7 protein-coding genes are annotated in these 21,121 nt (G+C 56.1%); 2 read left to right on the top strand and 5 right to left on the bottom strand.

Going from position 1 to position 21,121, the window contains the following annotated elements; all coding sequences use genetic code 11:
• The first annotated feature begins 45 nt into the window (after positions 1-45).
• Complete coding sequence (locus tag QNH99_RS07855; RefSeq protein WP_063880265.1) at positions 46-159, top strand: hypothetical protein; 114 nt, start codon at positions 46-48, stop codon at positions 157-159.
• Between the two features lie 145 nt (positions 160-304).
• A complete protein-coding gene (locus QNH99_RS07850) occupies positions 305-457 on the top strand; it encodes a hypothetical protein (RefSeq protein WP_410516232.1) in 153 nt (50 codons plus the stop codon).
• Positions 458-490: 33 nt separating this feature from the next.
• Here the strand turns inward: QNH99_RS07850 and ompC are convergent, their stop codons facing one another.
• The 5 genes from ompC to QNH99_RS07825 form a co-directional block, all read right to left on the bottom strand.
• Positions 491-1,618 carry a porin OmpC gene (ompC, locus tag QNH99_RS07845; protein ID WP_410517519.1) on the bottom strand — a complete coding sequence of 376 codons (1,128 nt, stop codon included), beginning with the start codon at positions 1,616-1,618 and terminating at the stop codon, positions 491-493.
• A 584-nt stretch (positions 1,619-2,202) separates the two neighbouring features.
• Entirely contained in the window at positions 2,203-3,369 is a 1,167-nt protein-coding gene (locus QNH99_RS07840; protein ID WP_063880267.1) for an HlyD family efflux transporter periplasmic adaptor subunit, read from the bottom strand.
• Entirely contained in the window at positions 3,366-5,513 is a 2,148-nt protein-coding gene (locus QNH99_RS07835) for a type I secretion system permease/ATPase (RefSeq protein ID WP_063880268.1), read from the bottom strand. Before QNH99_RS07835 ends, QNH99_RS07840 begins: the two co-directional genes overlap by 4 nt.
• Before the next feature lie 26 nt (positions 5,514-5,539).
• Positions 5,540-6,895 (bottom strand): TolC family outer membrane protein, encoded by a 1,356-nt coding sequence (locus QNH99_RS07830; RefSeq protein ID WP_063880269.1) that lies wholly within the window; start codon positions 6,893-6,895, stop codon positions 5,540-5,542.
• A 620-nt stretch (positions 6,896-7,515) separates the two neighbouring features.
• Positions 7,516-20,691 carry an Ig-like domain-containing protein gene (locus QNH99_RS07825; RefSeq protein WP_410517518.1) on the bottom strand — a complete coding sequence of 4,392 codons (13,176 nt, stop codon included), beginning with the start codon at positions 20,689-20,691 and terminating at the stop codon, positions 7,516-7,518.
• Positions 20,692-21,121: the final 430 nt, after the last annotated feature.

Below are 21,121 nucleotides of genomic sequence, written 5' to 3'. Positions count from 1 at the left end.
GCTCGTTCCGCTCGATCTTGAGGGCGTCAGAAAAAGGAGTAACAGATGATTTTATTAATCCTTGCCGCTGCGTTGGGCCTGTTCGTGTTAGGAAGTTATAAAACGTGGCAGCAGCGTCGAAACCGCAATGTGGCGACAGCCTATCTGCGCCGCCGTTGATCGCCTCTGCACCATTTAAGGTCATCCGCCCCTTTATCCGCGCGCTATTGTAGCAAGATCCCCTGTTTTTCCGTGGCTATGAGAGCGGTCGGACTGGCACGATTCCTGCACCAGTTATATCGTCTGATTTGCTGAGAGGTGTGGGATGGAGAAGACAGAGACTGCGATGGCTACGATGCAAAACTGGTTAAGTTTTGCTGCGTTCACCTTGTCGGGTGTGGCATTCGAGGGGGCGAGATATGGCAACGTTATCGTGCCGCAGGATGAAACCGGGCCAGAACAGATAACGAATGAATAAAACCAGGGAGCGCATTTGCGCTCCCTGTGACTTTTAGAACTGGTAAACCAGCCCTACGCCCACCACGTCGTCGGTATTAATTCCCGCCGCTTTGGTGAAGTCGTTGTCGTCCAGTAAGTTGATTTTGTAATCAACATAGGTCGACATGTTTTTGTTGAAGTAGTAAGTCGCACCGACGTCGACGTATTTCTTCAGATTCTGCTTGCCCCAGTTCTGCACATCGGTACCGCGTGAGTTCACGTAGGCCAGAGAAGGACGCAGACCAAAATCAAACTGGTACTGAGCCACTAATTCCCAGTTATCCGCTTTATCCGCATAACCGTAAGCCGTATTTGGCTGGTTACGGCTGGTGCTGTCACCGAAGCTGGTCGCGTTATACGACCGGGTATACATCGCAGCCAGATAAATATTATTGGCATCATATTTCAGACCGCCGGTATAAGCTTCCGCTTTATCACCACGTCCCAGGATACCCGCAGCATTACCATTCTGGTTGCTGGTACGATCGGACTGGAAGGTTGCGGCACCAATACCGAAACCGGAACCCAGATCATAGGTGGTGCTCAGGCCCCAGCCGTCGCCGTTTTCACCCAGCACATCACGACCGCCGCTCGCTTCCGTTGGGTTGTCATTTTTGCCCTGATACTGGACGGCAAAGTTCCAGCCATCGACCAGACCGAAGAAGCCGTTGTTACGATAGGTCGCCATGCCGTTGCCGCGCTGGAACATAAAGTTGTCCGCCCCATAAGTATCACCACCAAACTCTGGCAGAACGTCGGTCCATGCGCCGATGTCATAAGCCACGCCGTAGTTGCGACCATAGTCAAATGAACCTGCATCGCCAAACTTCAGCCCTGCAAAGCCAACGCGGGTATAGCTGTCAGCCGTGCCTTGTGCCTCAGAATTGTTGAGTGCGGCCTGGTATTCCCACTGGCCATAACCACTCAGTTGATCGGTGACCTGGGTTTCACCCTTGAAGCCAAAACGGACATAGGACTGGTCGCCATTGGCGCTGTCGTTATCCGAAAAATAGTGCAAACCGTCTACTTTGCCGAACAAGTCTAATTTATTGCCGTCTTTATTGTATATTTCAGCCGCATTTGCCGATCCCGCTGCTGCCAGTAATACAGGGATCGCCAGGGAGAGAATGTGACGCTTCATTTTATTACCCTCTGTTATGTGCCTTTTATATTTGCCACTGCAAACCGATGGTAATATCGGTCGGCAAACCATTGTTGTTTCATAGCGAGTAATAATCCATCGTAAAAATGCTACTAAATTTCCGAAACTGTTTCATAATCTGTAAAATTTATTTCTACATGTAAATAACACGGAACTTATTAGCCGCACAGAGTGATAAAAAATAAAGCACAAAATGATAATCCAATCGAAAATAATAGTTATCAGGATGATTTTAATGGGAATATTCCTAAGCACTCAATGGTAAAACTTATTGCGCCCCAGCCAATATACTTACCCCCGCTATCATCATTTATTTCTTATCTTCATTCACCCCGAATGATTTTTTTTACCCTTATATATCGCCGGGCTTATTGCCCGGCTTTTTTTTGCCTGATCGCCTCTGCTCTGGTTTCATACGCGCTAAATAGCCTTGATTGTTGCCGCTTTTATCACCAAATTTATTTATTGATTTAAGAAAATATAGTGCGTCAGCAGGTAAGGCTTATCTGGTAATTAGTCACTCCATGAAACTATAACAGGCCGCCCGATTCGGACTGGCGATATTAGCGTTCGCGCATCGATTCTTTGACTTTATTCAACGGCTTAAGCAAATAGTCCATTACGGATTTTTGTCCCGTCTTAATCTCGACGTTCGCCACCATACCAGGAACAATCGGGAAGCGCCGTCCCGCCCGATTCGTCAGCTCCGCTTTTTGCGTACGCACATAAACCCGGTAATAGAACTGGTCGCGCTTGACCTCATCCTGCAAGGTGTCAGGAGAAACGGTTTCCACCACGCCCGCTAAGTCACCGTAAATCGACGAGTCATAGGCGGTGACTTTGACCACCGCGGCCAGTCCGGGCCGGATATAGGCGATATCACGAGGATTAATGCGGGTTTCAATCAACAATTGATCTTCCAGAGGAACGATCTCCATTATCTTTCCGCCCGGCTCAAGTACCCCGCCGACTGTCGTAACCTGAATATCCTTCACAATCCCACGCACCGGTGAATAGAGCGTCGCGCGCGTCAGCTGATCTTCTTTGCCTGCGGCGACCTGAAGCTGGGCGTCCAGTTCAGCATTGTTTTTTACCTGCTCTTCATGAGCACGGACCAGATAGTCGTTACGCGCCTCATCGATCTTACCGCGCAGATCGCTTACCTGGCGGCGCAGGCGGATCACTTCTACCTGCCCTGCTGCCCCCTTCGCCACCAGCGGTTCAGTTAAACGCAGCTCATCCTGTACCAGCCGTAAAGACTGTTGCAGATTACTGATGGTTTCGGTCAGATTACGGCGACGCGACTCGTACAGTTGCCTCTCACGCGCCACCAGTTGCGGCTCTTTCTGCGTCTCTGCACTGAAGGTAAGCGGAATCCCCGACAGTTCAGCGTTGAGCCGTTCTGATGACGCACGCAGCGTGCGCACTCTGGCTTGTACTTCGCCAAAGTTTGACTGAAAACGGGTGGGATCAAGCGTGGCCAGTATCTGACCCTTTTCGACGATATCGCCCTCATGCACATTGAGCTGCTTAACAATGCCGCCGTCCAGGCTGTCAATCACCTGTGCGCGGGTGGATGGCGTGACCTTTCCGGTGCCTACCGTGACCTCATCAAGAATCGCCATGTGCGCCCATACAAGAAAAATGGCCAGCGCCGCCGTACATAACCAGATGATTGCCGACGTACGCCGTTCATGTTTGGCCAGATCTTTGTCCATCACCACGCTCATGCCGCACCTCCCTGACTGGCATCCGCAACGTTGTGGGTCGCGCGCCGTAAAATCTGATCTTTTGCGCCGTCCGCGATGATGCGGCCGTTTTCCATTACGACAATACGATCGACCATCTTCAACAGGGCGGGACGGTGCGTCACCAGAATCAGCGTGCGTCCACTGATCCAGCCCTGCATCTGGCGGATAACATGCTCTTCAAGCTGCTCATCCATGGAGGCGGTCGGCTCATCCAGCAGCACGACCTGCGGCTGGCGCAGAATCAGTCGGCTGAGCATAATCATTTGACGCTGTCCGCCTGACAGCCCGCGCCCGCCCTCATTGATAATGCGATCCAGACTGGCCGCATCCTGCTGGACCAGCGACAGTGCCCCACTGATGCGTAATGCCTGTAGCATGTCCTGCTCGCTGGCGTGGGGATTGCCGAGCAGCAAATTCTGCCTCAGCGTGCCAAAAAACAGACGGGAATCGTGGGACAGCCAGCCGAGCTGTCGGCGTAGGTCGGTCGGATCGATATGGGCCATATCCACGCCGTCTACCAGCACTTTTCCCTGACTGGCCTGCGCCTGGCCCGCCAGGATCTTCAGTAAGGTGGATTTCCCCGCACCGACCTTCCCCAGAATGGCGATTTTTTCACCCGGCTTGACGTTCAGCTGCTGCACATTAAGCACGTTCTTTTCGTTTTCTTCGTCGTAGGTATAGTGCACGTTGCGCAGTTCATAATGCCCGGTCAGCGTCGGGCAGTGCGCCATGGTGGCGGAATCAGGTTTATCGAGTGGTTTTTTCAGCAGCTCATCCAGCCCTTTCATGGCGGTTTTGGCGTGCTGCCAGCGAGAAAAGACCATGGTTAACTGCATCAGCGGCGCGATAGTGCGCGAAGAAAGCATGCTACAGGCGACCAGCGTTCCGGTGGTGATTTGTGAGTCCAGCACCAGGTAAACCCCAAATACCAGCATGCCCGCATAGGTCAGTTGCTGCACGGTGGCTGCCCAGCCGGTCAGCCTGGCTCCCCACAGGCGTTGCTGATTACCGATCGCGGCGCTGACCTCATGTGTCTGTTCCCACTGGCGCTGAAAATAGGGTTCGGCCTGCAGCGCTTTGATGTCTTCAATGCCTTCGATTGTTTCAACCAGCACGGCGTTTCGTAGCGCGCCTTCGCGCAATCCGGCTTTCGCCAGCCGCGCCATCGGGAACTGGACTAACATGCCCGGAATAATGATTAACGGAATAGCGGCCAATGGGATCAGTACCAGCCAGCCGCCAATAAACGACATGATAAACAGGAACAGAATGACAAAAGGCAAGTCTGCAGCCGCGCCGACGGTGGTTGAGGTCAGTAACTCACGCACCTGATCGATTTCGCGCAGCTGAGAGATAAAGGACCCGGTGGATTTGGGCCGTGACTCATTGCGGATATTCATTGCCCGGGCAAACAGCATGGCGGAAACTTTTAAATCGATGCGTTTGCCCATCAGGTCAGACACCTGCGTGCGCATCAGGCGAATCAGATATTCAATGGCGGCGGCAATCAGTACGCCGACAAACAGCACCCACAAGGTGGCCTCGGACTGGGCGGGAATCACCCTGTCGTAGACCTGCATTGAAAAGAGAATACCGGCCAGCGCCAGCACGTTACTGATTACCGACGCCACGGAGATTTCCGCGATGCGACGTCCCATGCCGCGAAAGTTTTTCCAGAACCAGTGCGGTTCATAGGGCTGCACGAACTCATCGATTCGGGCATCTCTGCCGCGTGCGGCTACGCCAATCACGCCGATATCACCCTGCGCTCTGGAGAGCAGGCCGGCCAGCTCGCCTTCGCGAATCACGTCACCGCCTTCGCTCAGCCAGTAGCGTGCGCCGCCGTCAGCATCGATCTCTTCCAGCACGGCAACGCTGTTATTTTCCATGACCAGCACAACGGGCGTGATCTCCTGCCGCCAGCGTAGTTTGTTCTGTGGCACCATCGTGAGATGGAGCCCAAGGAGACCACACAGGCGCTCCAGCTGCTGTGCCACCGGCAGGTGTTCAAACCAGCGCATTTGCTGGCGCAGCGTTTTTCCATCTGCAGGTTTGCCGAAACGGGCCGCCACGCGCAACATCGCAGCAATCCAGTTATCGGTCGTCGGGTTTTGTGCACTCATCGTAAACGCCTTTTAAAACGGGTTCGCTATTGCAACGAAGGAAGAAGATCGCCACTGCTTTTTTGACGGTCGATACCCATGATGTCGAGCAGGTTATCAACCGCAGCGGCGTAGCGGACGGTGGCATCCCAGCCGTCATAAAGCGCAGTTATCCGCGCGCTGTCGGCCTGAAAAACATCCTGCTCGACGCTGAGCAGATCATTCAGACTGCGTTTACTCAGCCGGTATTCATCGGCATAAACGTTGCGTGTATGTTCAGCGCTGGCTAACTGCGCCTCACCCGCCAGTTGACGCTGCTGAGCGCCAATCATGTCGGCGTAAGATGTGGAGGCATTTTGATTAATCGTGAGTTTGGCTTGCTGTACCGCAGCCTGCGCGGCGAGCCTATCGCCTTCTGCTGACTGTGTTTTGGCATTGACCAGACCGCCCTGATAGAGCGGCGCTTCGACCTGAAGCTGGACTTCATCATCCCAGTATGAGCGAGTGTCATTTTCATAACGTGTCCGACCGGCCTGGACCTTGATACTGGGCCAGTGCCCCGATTGAGCCTGACGTACCCGCTCCCTGGCGGCTTCCTGCTTGTATTGTGCACTGCGCACCGCAGCACTGCTTTCATAGGCAATTTTGTCCAGGGTAATTTGCTGTTGTAGCAGTGCCTGGGGCAGTTCAGGCAGCGTGGCAGGCACCACGCCGGTCAGGACGGTAAGCTGTGCGTTAGCAGAGCGCAATTGCGCCAGATACTGCTCACGCGTGGCATGCATGGCGGCGATACGTGTTTCGGCCTGCAGGACGTCAGACTGAGAGTTCAGCCCGGCATCCGCGCGCATTTTGGCGATGTCACGCACGTGTTCAAGCGAGGCGATATTGGTCTGCGCGGTAGCGGCCAGCGCCTGGTAGCGTTTGACCTCCAGATAAGACTGCAAGGCCTCTTTAGCGACCTGCGTCATCGCGTCGAATAAACTAAACTGGTAGGCATCCGACAAGGCATGCTGTTCGTCTATTGCGCCATTGGTGCGGCCAAAGTCATACAGCAGTTGGCTCAGCACGATCCCGCCGGAACCATTATTATTCAGGCTGCCAGAGGAGTCGGTTTGATGAGAGCGCCCCGCCGCCCCCTGAAGCGATAGCTGAGGATACCAGGCGCTCTGCGCAGCACTGAGATCGCCTTCACCGATATGAATCTGCGCCGCCGCCTCCGAAATCTTCGGGTTACGTGAGAAGGCGCGTAATATGGCATCTCGCAGCGTTAAAATGGCGACCTGCTCTTCACTCGGTGCCGCTCGCCAGTTAAATTCCGCTTTGGGGAGCGGTGCGGCAAACGCCGCGGGTAATACCACGCCATTCAGGGCGTAAAAAAACAGGGCTAAACGCGCTTTGTTCATTATTCATACCAACAGGTGTTCTTATGATCATTTGAAGACGTCCTGGTGATTTCAGCATACAAAAAAGCAAGGTCACGATGAGCATTACGCATTTTATTGTTAATTTACTTAATGCGTTTAATAGAGACCGCTAAGCGCGAGTTAATATTAATAGTACATATCCCCCAGCGGTTCATTCTAAAAATCACCAATTATCAAATATCTTTACTGAAAGGCGATTTTTTAATCAGTTGCACCCCCCTCTACCAGTTAAGAAAAAATAAACAACAACCTGTTTGAATAAGTTGCATGGCTTACCATTCTTAAAAGCGACAATGCAGGATACCAAAGCGTCAAAAGTAAGGCTGCGGCCAACCCGTCGGATGGATACAGGTAACTGCGCAGAGGTTTCCACGGCCCGCGGGTTTGCGCTATGCGGCCCCCTTTACTCAGACAGGAAGCCGTTGCCCGAAACGGCAACGCAAGGCCTGGTGCAGGTTTATAAGCAGGCTGGCCTCCAGCCAGTGCGTCCATTTTGCGCATCGCTCACAGAGCGTGGCGGCCCGCAATTTTGCAGAAAAAAGCAGCGGGTGCTTACGCAACCGCTGCTGTGAGTCACTGCTTAACTACGATGTGGCAATTTAGACGACGTGTACCTGCAGATTGTGCTGGACCAGCACATCCCCAAGCGTGTTGTCATTGGTGAGTGCCGAGTTATGGTAGACCTCATAGGACTGGCCATTCACCATGCGCTCTCCACTGATCTCCCACGTACCGCCCAGGCTGTTAACCAGGGTGACCAGGCTGCCGTCAGCCCCTTTAATCATCAGATCATCGCTCTGTTTGTCAGTAATATTCAGTGCCTCGTTGAGATCCAGTTTCACTGAATTCGTCCCGCTCTGACCGAGATCAAGCACTTCAATATTTTCCACTTTCAGACCAAGATCGGTCAGATCCAGCGTCAGATGTTCACCGTTCAGCACCAGCGTATCGGTACCGGCTCCGCCATCAATATGGTTAAAGTGCAGATCGCTTACCGTGACCGTATCAGCACCACTGCTACCGTTGACCGTTGCACCTTCTGACGTCGTGCCATCGGCCAGCGTAATCACCACGCCTCCAATGCTGTAGCTTTCCTCTGCTGGCGTTTGATCTACTGCGGTTTCAGCCACGGCAGCCGCCGCGACAGCCGTATTCTCCTCCGCCGCACTGACCGGCGCGGCCACATCGGCCTCGGTAGTCAGGGTTGAAGCCACATGCACCGTAGGTGTTGCCTGTTCAGTGGACTGCGTGTTGTGATGCGTATCCAGACTGGACGCAGCACTGTCGTCCACCACCGAGAACAGCGCAACGGATTCGGTCGCCGACGTGGTGGCCACCGGCAACACAGCACCTGCCAGCAACGTATTGGTTGTGGTATAGCTGTTACCGGCCACATCCGTAATCGTGATCTTAGCCAGCGTATTTAAGGACAGCAGCAGTCCACCTACCGACAACAGCGAAGGGCTGAAGTTAGCGGAGTAACGTCCCAGCGCATCCGTCGTGGTATTGATCGTCGGTCCGTTGTTGCCGTTCGCCAGTAGCAAGGTGACGCTGACTTTTGTACCCTGAGCCGCGTTAAGCGAACCCCCTTGCACGGTGAGTCCATTTACCAACGATGACACTACGCTCAGAACGGGGTCCGCGCCCACAAGGGGCTGGTTGTGCGACAGTGCCGTAAAGCTACTTGTGGTCGTGGTGCTGTTACCGCCCACATCGGTGACGGTGACGGCAACAGAATGGCTTCCGTCTGTAATGCCTTTCAGGGTGGCTGACGGCACACTTATTGTCCATGTACCGTTACTGCCTATCGTGGTCGTGAAAATATTACCCGCCACGTTAACGGAAACCTGCCCCCCAACCGCATTACTGCTGGTGCCGCTGATGGTTTCTGCAACATTCGCCTCAGTGATATTCAGATAACCATCACCACCGAAGTAGCTGTTGATGCCCGCCGTTGGCGTCGTCCGGCTGGCAACGCCCAGCGAAGCCGATGCATTGCCCGTGTTACCCACGCCGTTTATCACGCTGGCCGAGACGGTATAGAGCCCATCTGCAATCGCCGCGAGACTGGAAGCAGCGACAGGAATACTCCAGTTTCCATTGCTGCTGACCGTGGTCGTAAAGGTCTGGTTGCCAATCGTCACCTGCACCACCGAACCTTCGGCGTTGGTGGCTGTACCGCTGATGGTCTGGGTAGTTTTAACATCCGCCACGTTCAACGCGTTATCGCCAAACAGCGAGGTAATCGTCAAGGCAGGCGCGGTGTTACTGATGACGCTCAGGCTACCGCTGCCCGTCACGGTATTGCCGTTAACATCCGTGCCGGTCACCGCAACGGCTTTAACGCCATCGCTGATGCCCGTCAAATCGGTTTTCGGCACGCTGATCGTCCAACTGCCGCCGCTGATGACTTTCGTTGAATAGGTGATGCCGTTTAGCGTTGCACTGACTGTCGCCCCCGCAGACAGGTTTGATGTGCCGCTAATGGTCTGGTTAGAAGCCAGATCGGCGGCGCTCAGAATGCCGTCACCAAACACGGTATTGACCGTCAGAGAAGGCTGAGTCAGGGCCAGCTGCACGCCCGCGCTGGTGGACGTAGTATTACCCACAGCATCGGTGACCGAGGCACCCACCGTAAAATTACCGCTGAGCAGGGTTGACAGAATCGCCGGTGAAACCGTTGCCGAGAAGGTGCCATCACTGTTGACCACCGCGGTTAACGTGGTGCTGCCAATCGCCAGCCTTACCGTACTGCCGGCGGCTACGCCGGTTGCGGTGCCGCTAACCGTCTGGGTTATCAGCGACTCGGCAATATTCAGTACGCCATCCCCAAACAGTGGGTTGAGTGTCACTTTAGGTAAATTGTTGATACCTACAATGGCAGAAGCTGAACTATTGGCGGTATTACCGGCGCTGTCCGTAACGCTGACGCCGACCGTCAAGGTACCGTCCGTCAGGCCCTGGAGCAGCCTTGGCGTCAGTGCCACCGAATAGTTGCCACTGGCGTCGGTTGCCGTGACGATTTGCTGACCACCCACGGTCACCACGACACGAGAACCTGCTTCTGCACCGCTCACGACGCCACCAATGGTCTGCCCCAGCAGCGCATCGGCGGCATTCAGCAAGCCGTCACCAAACAGCGGGCTGATGGTAAGCGTAGGCGCAAGAGTATCCACACGAATACCGGCACTGGTGGAGGCGGTATTTCCTGCTGGATCGGTGACCGTTGCGCTAACGGTGAGATTACCCTGTGCCAGGGTGCCGAGAATATCCGGCGTTACGGTGGCGGTGAAAGCCCCGTTGCTGCCCACTGTTGCCGTTACCTGGCTGTTACCCACGTTCAGCGTGACCAGTGAACCTGCAGCAACGTTGTTCACCACGCCGCTAATGGTCTGGCTGGTGGCAATATCGACCAGGTTAAGCACACCATCGCCGAACAGTGACGTCAGGTTGATGGTTGGGGTTTGCGTAAAGATACCGATAGTCGCGCTGTTGCTGGCGACGTTGCCAACGGCATCGGTAACAGTAACGCCCAGGGTCAGATTACCATCAAGTAACGACGTCAGATCGCTGGACGGCAGCGTCACGCTCCAGTTACCACCGGCCTGAACCGTGGTGTTATAAGTGTGAGTTCCCAGGATAACGGTCACGCGTGAACCTACCGCCGCGTTCTCAATCACCCCGCCAATCTGTTGATTGACCGCCGCTTCGGCAATGTTCAGCAAATTATCACCGCCAAACAGGCCGGTCAGGTTACCCACTACAGGCACGGCATCGACAATCGCGGTGACCGTTTCGCCAACGCTGCGGGTGTTGCCTGCCGCGTCGGTTAGCGTCACGTTCACAGCCAGTTCACCATCGCTCAGCAAGCCCAGGACAGATGGCGGCACGACAATCGCCCATTTACCGTCCTGACCGACAGTGCTGGTCAGCGTGGTGCCGCCAAGCGTAACCGCGACCGTTGCGCCTACACCCGCCGACGTTGCCGTACCGGTAATGGTCTGAGCAACCGTCGTGTCGATCGCGCTCAGCGTGCCGTCACCAAACACGGAATCAACCACCAGCGTTAAGGCGGCATTAACCACCTTGTTCACGGTGATAGTGGCATCCGTTTGATTACCCGCCTGATCGTTAACGCGAACGCCAAACACCAGTGCACCATCATTGAGGCTGGACAGCACCTCTGGTGTTAAATCAATGCTCCAGACGCCGTTAGCGCCAATGACACCTGTCGCGATGGGGGCACCATCTCCGACATACAGAGAAATGGTTTGTCCCTCTTCTGCCCCCGTTGCCCTGCCCGTTAACACTTGACCGACGGCAAGATCGGCGGCATTAACCAGGTTATCGCCGAGGAAGCTATCAATCTCAATCACTGGTGCGGTCGTATCAACGTCAATATTACGGCTGGCGGTGCCTGTGTTACCGGCGGCATCGGTCAACTGCGCAGTAATGGTCGTTTCACCGTTGGCCAGTGCCTGCATATCGCTGGCTGGCACGCTGGTGGACCAGGTTCCGTCGCTCTGGACGATGCCTGTGTAGGTTTTACCGTTCAGCGTCACGGTCACCGTGCGGCCCGTTTCGCTGGTGTCTGCTGTACCACTGATCGTCTGACGCGTTGAACTCTCACTGGCGTTAACCACATCATCGCCTGCGAAGCTGTTAATCGTCAGTGTGGGTGCCGTCAGATCGATCTGAACCGTACCGCTGGTGGACACGGTATCTGTTCCGTCGGTGGCGTTGACCGTGATGGTGACGGGTCCGTCAGTGCTTCCGAAATCGCTGACCGGCAGCGTTGCCGTGGTCCAGTTACCGTTAGCGTCGATCGTGGTGCTGTACTCCACCCCGTTGATCACAACGGTGACGACGCCGCTATCCCCCAGGTTTTGCGATGTTCCGCTGACCACAACGCCGCCCGCCTGCTGATCGACCGTACTGATGATATTGTCACCCGACACAGTGCCCAGCGTGACGAGCGGGCCTGGTGGCGGTGTCAGGTCAACCTGTAGCGTCAGATCCTGGGTGACCGGATTACCTGCCAGATCGCTAACCGCAAGCGTTAAGGTGGTGGTCGGTTGTGTAAAGGTGCTCATTTGCTCTGGCGTCAGCGTCAGGCTCCAGGCACCATTCGCGCCCACGACCGCCGTACCCAGCACGGTGCCGTTATAGGAAACGGTTAACTGTGTGCCGGTTTCCGCGCCCTCAGCGACCCCGGTCAATACCTGAGACTGAATACTCTCGGCGTAATCGAGCGCATTATCACCCGCAAACGTCACCCCGGTGATCGAAGGTGGCGTGGTATCGATCACCAGCGATTCGCTGAGCGTCGTACTGTTTCCGGCGGGATCGGTGACGGTGATGGAAACCGGATAGGTGCCGTCGGTAAAGGCTTCCAGCTGCGCGTTACTCAACGGCAATGTCCAGCTACCGTCCGCCGCGATCTGGGCATTGAACGTGCTGGTGCCAATGGTCACCACCACCTGTTGCCCGTCACCAGCCTCACCAGTACTGCCCGTCAGAGAGATGCCACTCGCCACGTCAGCGGCGTTGACATAGCCGTCACGTGGCAGCGGATCGACGCTCGGTGCCGGCGGGGTCAGATCGGCGTTAAAGGTAAACTGCGCGGTGGCGGGGTTGCCCGTGGCATCCACCACATTCACGGTGACGCTGTGGGGACCCGTGCCAATCGCATTTAATGCATTAGGTGGAATCGTGACGCTCCAGTTGCCATTCGCATCGACCGTCCCAGGATAGCGTGTTCCGTTGAGATCCACGCTGATGCTTACTGCCTGGTTTGCGCCGGTGCTGCCGGTCGTACCGGTCAGCGTTACGCCTGCGGCGGCCTCGCTGATGTTCAGCACATTGTCGCCACCAAACTGCAGGTCGGCAAAGGTTGGCACAGGAACGGTGACGGCGGTGACCACATTAAGCGTGGTGCTGTCGGTATTGCCCGCAATATCCGTGGCGGTGACGGTAATCACATGGCTGCCGTTAGGGATCTGCGCCATTTGATCGGGCGTCAGCACCAGTGACCAGCTTCCGTCAGGCTGAACGGTGGCACTGAGCGGCTGATCGTTATTAAAGCCGCTGAGGGTGACCGTTACCGTCTGGCCATCCCCGCTAATGCCTGTCGAACCGGTAAGCGTCTGATTTTGTGCCGCTTCACTGGCGTTCAATGCGCCGTCACCGAACGGCAGATTGAGGCTGACATCCGGCAGCGTTTGTATGGCAACTACAATATTGCTGTTGATGGATGCCGTATTGCCGTTGGTGTCCGTCACGGTCAGCGTGACCGGCCAGTTACCATCTGGCAGTGACTGCAATAAGGTTGAAGGCAGACCCAGTGACCAGGTCCCATCACCATTGATGGTCGCGGCATAGGCTGTGCCGTTAACCGTTACCGTAACGGATGCTGCATTATCGATATTCAGGTTGCCGCTTAACGTGCCATCGGTTTGCGCTTCGACAGCGTTGATACGACCATCACCAAATGGCGTATTGAGCGTCGGCAGCGCAATGGGGGCCGTGGCCGTCGTGAAGTCTTGCGTGGCAGTCGCAGACGTATTTCCGGCACGGTCAGTGGTGGTCACGCTGATCGTGTGCGTTCCATCCGCCAGCCCGGCGATCACGTCTGGCGGCAGACTGGCGCTCCAGTTGCCGTTCGCATCAATGGTCACGTTAAGCGGTGTGCCATCTACGCTGACGCTGACGGTTTGTCCGTCACCAAACGGCGCCGTGCCGGTAATTAACTGCACCGAGGCCGCTTCGCTGGCGTTGATGATGTTATCGCCAAACAACGTTGGGGTTATCGTTGGATCGGCCGGTGTCGTCACCAGGATCTCTACACCTGCGCTGACTTCAGCCGGATTCCCTGCTGCATCGTTGGCGGTGACAACCACCTGCGTTGCGCCATCTGGTAATGCGTCCAGCGCGCCCGGTGCCAGCGTTAAGGTCCAGGCACCGTTGGGGCCGACCGCCGTATTAAACGTCTGATCGCCGATCGTCACCGTGATCGGGGTGCCCTCTGGCAGATTGGTGGCATTGCCGCTGAGTGTAAGCTCGCCCGCCGCATCAGCCTGACTGACAAGCCCATCACCAAACGGCGTATCCAGCGTCAGCTCAGGCAATGTGCGGAAGGCCACATCCAGCGTGGTGCTGTTATTGGTCGTGATATTACCGTTGACGTCCGTGGCGGTAATGGTGAAGGTCTGGCGTCCATCATTGAGCTGCTGCAAATCCGCAGCCGGGATCGCCAGTGACCAGGCCCCGTTACCGTCTGCAAGGGTGGTATAAGTGATCTGATTCAGCACGACGGTAATCTGCGCGCCCGGATCGCTGTTGCCATTGACGGTTAAATCCTGCAACGACTCCGCCTGGTTAAGTGACGCGCCTGCGCTCAGGTTGATATCGCTCAATACTGGCAGGGTCGTATCAACCGCCACATTGTGATTGGTCAGGGCCGTATTGCCTCCCACATCATCCGCCGTGACGACAAAGGTTTGTTGTGAACCAGAAGGCAGGCCACTCAGGGCTGAAGACGGCACTGACACCGTCCAGTTTCCGCTGGCATCCACCGAACCGGTATAGCCGACGCCGTTCAGCGTGACGGTCACTACCGTTCCTTGCGCCAGATGCGTACTGCCGCCGCTCACGTCAAGGTCCGAACCCGCTTCGATTGCGTTAATAATGTCATCATTGGCGACCACGTCCACACTCAGCGTCGGCTGGGCAGCGTCACTGGCAATGACATTCAGGGTTACGTTGCTGCTGGTCGGGTTGCCTGCAGCGTCGGTGGCGCTGACGACGACGCTCAGCTGTCCGTCAGGTAATGCACTCACATCCGCCTGCGGGACGGTAATTGTCCAGCGGCCATCATTCTGCACTTCACCCGTATAATTCTGACCATTCAGCGAGACCGTTACCACCTGACCCGCCGTCAGATTAGTACTGCCGCCGCTGATGGTTAACTCTGCAGCCGCTTCAACCCGGCTAACATAATTATCATCGCTGATGGCATCAACGGTCAGTACAGGCAATGCCGCGCTGTCTGCAACGCGCGTCAGCGTCTGGGTTAACGCCGTCTGGTTGCCTGCGGCATCCGTCAGCGTAATGTCCAGCTGATAGGTGCCATCCGGCAAGCCCTGCATCACGCTGGCTGGAATCTCAAGACGCCAGGTGCCATCCGATAAAACCAGCGTTTGATAGGTTTCACCCTGCAGTGTCACCGTCACCGTTTGCCCTGCATCGGCCAGCGATGCGGTGCCGGTAATCGGAATATTTTGCTGGATTTCCAGCGCGTTAATCAGATTATCACCGGTAACAGGATTAAGGCTGAGTTCAGGTGGTGTGAAGTCGACCGTGACCGACGTGCTCAGGCTGCCGCTATTGCTGCCCGTGGCATCACTGACGTTGACGACGACCGTATTCGCGCCTTCAGGCAGCGCCTGCAAGACTGCGCTGCTAAGCGTGACTGTCCAGTTCCCCTGTGTATCCACCGTTGCCGCATAGTCATTACCGCCCAGCGTGATGGTCACAATCTGGCCCGCACCGGTGAGACCGGTCGTGCCCGTGAGCGTTTGTTCGCTGGCCGCCTCGACCTGACTGATATAATCATCGGCAAATGGCGTATTAATGCTTATCGCTAAGGTCCCCGTCGCGACCGTAATATCACGGGTTTCTGTAAAACTGTTGCCCGCCGCATCGCTGACGGTCACCGCCAGGGTATAGCTTCCCGCCGCAACATCGGCAAGGGCACCCGCGGGCAGAGTAAAGCTCCAGTTGCCGTTCGCATCGACCGTGGTATTCCACACCTGGTTATTGAGGGTGATGGTCACCACCTGGCCTTCACCGGCGTCACTGCTGCCGCTGAGCACGATGGGCGCGGTGCTTTCTGAAGCGTCAACGATATTATCCCCGGCGACCGGGTCCAGCGTCAGGTTTGGTGGCGTGAGATCAATGTTAACATTACCGTCTACCTCACGGCTGTTACCCGCGGCGTCAGTGACCGTAACCCTGTAGTTGGCGCTGCCTTCATTCAGTGTGGTTAAAGCATCGGCAGGAATATTCACACGCCAGTTACCATTGCCGTCTACCGTACCGTTATAAACATTGCCGCCCAGTGAAACACTGACGGTCTGACCCACACCGCTTACACCCGTGGTTCCGCTCAGCTGTTGTGTGCTGGAAATATCAGCGGCATTGAGGGTGCCGTCACCGAATGCCGTGATCACGACAGGATTAGGCAGGTTGTTGATCGCAACGTTTAAGGTGCCTGAACTGCTCAGGGCGGCACCCGTCGTGTCCGTCGCTGTCACCGTCAACGTGGCAGGACCATCCGCCAGGCTCGCCAGCGCAGCAGCCGGGATGATCACGCTCCATGTACCGCCAGCGGAGACCACGGCGTTATAAGTGACATTGTTAAACTGCAGCGTGACGGTGCTGTCTGGTGCCACATTCACGGTGGTTCCCGTGATGATTAACGGCTCACCGGCTTCGCTGGCATTCAGGAAGTTATCACCGCTTATGGTATCCAGCGCCACGCCAGATGCATTGCTGTTAACCGTGAGAGCAAGATCCGCTGTCGTGGTATTTCCTGCTGCATCGCTGACGGCAACCGTGTAGGTGGCACTGCCATCCGCCAGGGACGACAGAACGGTAGCTGGCACCGTCAGCCGCCATGTTCCATCTGCCTGGACGGTACCGCTAAACACATCGCTACCCACGGTCAGTGTCACCACCTGCCCAGCCTCGACGTTCGTCGTGGTACCCGACAGTTCCTGATTAACCTGGCGTTCCGCCCCATCAATCAGATTGTCACCGGCAAAAGCATTCAGCGTGAGTGTGGGTAATGAAGCTGCATCTGCCTTGACCGTCAGGTTGCTGGTATCGGTCGTGATATTGCCCGCCGGATCGGTGGCGGTAATGGTTAAAGGATAATTGCCGTTGGTCAGCCCATTGAACGCAGCAGGCGGTACTTCCAGCGTCCAGCTACCGTCTGGATTAGCGGTGGTGCTGACCGTTGTGCCGTTAATATTCGCCACGATAACGGCATTGCCTTCGCTGTTACCGCTCAAGACCAGTGGCTGCTGAAGTTCAGCAGCATTGAGAACGCCATCACCAGACGGCGTAGCCACCGTCAGCGCTGGCGGTAAGGTATCCACTGTGACATTGCCGGACGCATTGCTGGTGTTACCGGCAATGTCGGTAACGGTCACTGTATAAGGCACCGTTCCCTGGGGTAAGGCGGTGAGCACGCCAGAAGGAATATTGACCTGCCAGTTACCGGCGTTATCGACAATACCGGTGTAGTTGACGCCATTAAGACTGACGACAACGCGCTGCCCTTCTCCGGTTACACCACTGTTGCCGGTGATAAAACCGCCCGCTGCCGCTTCACTGGCATTCAGTACGCCATCAACAAAGGCATCACCCGGTGTGGCAACCGGCACGTCCGTCGCCACGACATTAATATCTGAGGTACTGGTCGCCAGCGTATTGCCGTCAGCGTCGGTGATGGTGGTCGTCACCGGAAGTGCACCGTTAGGTAATCCCACGAGGCTGCCGGCCGGCAGCGTAACCGTCCAGTTGCCATCCGCACCCACCGTACCGGTGTAGTTCGTGCCGTTAACATTGACGTTAACAATGCTGCCCGCCGGAATATTGCTGGTGCTGCCGCTAAGTACCACCTCGCTTGCCACGTCATCGGCATTGAGATAGTTGTTGTTGCCTGCAGGAGCCAGAGCAACGCTGCTTCCCGTTGCGTCAACCACAAAGTTAAGCTCAGTGCTGGTCGTGTTACCTGCGGCATTCACCACGGTGACGGTCAGGGCCTGATTACCCTCATTCAGGGTTGCCAGTGCGGCTGGCGGTATACTGATGCTCCAGTTTCCGCTTGCCTCAACGGTGCCGCTGTAAGTGATACCGTTAATGGTTACGGTGACTTGCTGGCCGGCCTCTACGTTAGTCGATGTACCGGTAAGGGTTTGAGGGAGTTTTTGCTCTGACCCATCCAGCACACCGTTGCCAGCAAAAGTCCCGCTGTCAACGCTCAGCGTGGGTTGCACTTCTGGTGCTGTGGCGACATTCAGCTCGCTGGTGTAGGTCGTCTGGCTGCCATTCGCGTTGGTGATGGTCACGGTAAAAGGATTATTACCCGAAGGCAACGCAGCCAGATCGGACTGATCGATGCGTAACGACCAGCGCCCATTAGTCGTGACAAACGTGCGATAGAATCGGCCATTGAGTGACATGGTGACCTGATCGCCATTCTGACCGGTACCGCTCAATACCAGCGGTTGCGTCAAATCGCTTACGCTGAGCGTATTATCGCCGCCCACGGGGTCCACGCCCAATGAGGGTGGCAGCGTATCAATGGTTACGGTGCTGGTCTGGGTAACCACGTTTCCGGCCTGATCGATTGCGCTAACGATCAGTGAATTATTACCCTGGGGCAGCACAGCAAGATCGCCTGCGGGTAGCGTCACGCTCCAGCTGCCGTCGCTGTTAACCGGAACATCGTAGGTTTTGCCACCCAACTGAACCTGGACCTGTTGCCCGGCACCGGTAATCCCGGTACTGCCGCTCAGCACCTGATCGCTGGCGGTGTCCAGGTTGTTAATCACCCCATCGCTCACCGATCCGGCATCCAGGGTAATGGCTGGCAGGGTCGTAGCCTGCAACGTAACGTCTGCAGTATCGGATAACAGATTACCGTTGGCGTCTACCGTACTGACGGTGATCTGCTTCAGCCCATCGCTTACCCCGTTAAACGCGGTTGACGGAATGGTGACGGACCAGAGGCCATTCGCATCTACCGTTCCGTTGTAATTAACGCCATTAAAATTGACCGCAACCTGCTGCCCTGGCGAACCACCCGCGATCGACCCTTTTACGGTTAATCCTTGTCCTGCTTCAAGGGCATTGAGGAAGCCATCACCGCCCAGTGGCTGCGATATGGTCAATGTACCAGGCGTACCCGTTGCCGGTTCGACGGTAATGGATTCATTATTGGTTGCACTGGCGCCTGCACTATTGCTGACGCTGACGTCAATGGTGGTGGAACCCGCTGCCAACGCCCCGAGCGCTGCGGATGGCACCGTCACGCTCCAGCTGCCGTCCGGCCCGACGGTGGTGGTGTACGTCTGCCCGCCCAGCGTTACGGTGACGGTCTGGCCCGCCTCGACGTTGGTGGTAGTGCCCGACACCGGCTGATCGCTGGCCTTCTCGGTATTATCAAGAACGTTGTCACCGGCAAACGGATCAACGGTCAGCGTCGGTGCGCCCGGCGTGGTAACCGGAGCATCCACCGTCACAACCTGCTCTGCGCTGGCGGTAGTGCCTGCCGCATTGCTGACAGTGACGTTAAGCGTGGTGGTGCCCGCCGCCAGCGCGGTCAGCGCCGCCGACGGCACCGTCACGCTCCAGCTGCCGTCTGGCCCGACGGTGGTGGTGTACGTCTGCCCGCCCAGCGTCACGGTAACGGTCTGGCCCGCCTCGACGTTGGTGGTGGTGCCCGACACCGGCTGATCGCTGGCCTTCTCGGTATTATCAAGAACGTTGTCACCGGCAAACGGATCAACGGTCAGCGTCGGTGCGCCCGGCGTGGTAACCGGAGCATCCACCGTCACAACCTGCTCTGCGCTGGCGGTAGTGCCCGCCGCATTGCTGACGGTGACGTTAAGCGTGGTGGTACCCGCCGCCAGCGCGGTCAGCGCCGCCGACGGCACCGTCACGCTCCAGCTGCCGTCTGGCCCGACGGTGGTGGTGTACGTCTGCCCGCCCAGCGTCACGGTAACGGTCTGGCCCGCCTCGACGTTGGTGGTGGTGCCCGACACCGGCTGATCGCTGGCCTTCTCGGTATTATCAAGAACGTTGTCACCGGCAAACGGATCAACGGTCAGCGTCGGTGCGCCCGGCGTGGTAACCGGAGCATCCACCGTCACAACCTGCTCTGCGCTGGCGGTAGTGCCCGCCGCATTGCTGACGGTGACGTTAAGCGTGGTGGTGCCCGCCGCCAGCGCGGTCAGCGCCGCCGACGGCACCGTCACGCTCCAGCTGCCATCTGGCCCGACGGTGGTGGTGTACGTCTGCCCGCCCAGCGTTACGGTAACGGTCTGCCCCGCCTCGACGTTGGTGGTGGTGCCCGACACCGGCTGATCGCTGGCCTTCTCGGTATTATCAAGAACGTTGTCACCGGCAAACGGATTAACGCTAAGGGAAGGTGTATTGGGTGTGCCTGGCGTTCCCGGTGTACCTGGAGTTCCTGGCGTAGCCGCGTTGTCATCTCCGCCACCACCACCGCCACGGCGGGTGCCGAGTGCTGCGCCCGCAAGACCCAGCAAGCCGACACCACTCGCCGTCATCAGGCCGGTGGAAATATTGCTGTTATCTGCCAGCAGAAGCGGCTCCACGCTATCCAGCGACTCATAGCTGGGCGTCACGGTTGTCGTGGCTAAATCGGTTGCACCAGCCGTGGTGGGAAAGAGCGCATGATCGGGCGGGTTCACGCCATCGTCAAAGACAAGTTCACTGTGATCGCCTGCGGCATCATCCAGGAAGAATTTTTTGTAGCGAACAGAACTTCCGTCACGCATCTGGACGATTAAATCGTCGCCCTGACGCTGGTATTGTACGACGGCCTCACGTGTCCCGTTGATGCGTACAACGCTGGGTTCACTGAGCGTAATCGTTTGTGTTATGCCGCCGTTGACCTGAGACGTGAGCGTACCATTTGCACGAGAAATGATATCGACGCGACTTTGAGTGAGTTCTGCCATCTTGACCTTGCTCCACCAGAATATCTAATTAGCTGAAATGTAAAACCATAAAAATAAGTTATGATTTCACATTGACGTTTTTTCATGCTGTGTATCAGAAAACGTTTCAGTCTGGTGTGGGCAGTGCGAGAAAAAGACACAGAAAACCGACCATGTCCTAAGCATTTACTTTATTTTTTAAAATTCTTGTTAACCGATGTTCATAAACAGCAACACCATGCAATCAATAGTTAACTTATCGCGTTTAAAAATCAATCATAAGATGCAGTTTTATTTATGAATTAATCAAAATAACATTAGCCATATTTGTGATTAATCAGCAGAGCACAGGGTGGGAAAGATGATCTCCCATGTCAAAACATTGCTAAATGTTTCCAGTAAATAGCAAAAGTGACGGAAAAGACTCTCTTTTTTGGGTTCTTTGCTTTCT

The organism is Pantoea allii (assembly GCF_046529425.1).
In the GTDB taxonomy this organism is placed as follows: domain Bacteria; phylum Pseudomonadota; class Gammaproteobacteria; order Enterobacterales; family Enterobacteriaceae; genus Pantoea; species Pantoea allii.
This window is presented reverse-complemented; position numbering and strand designations above follow the sequence as displayed.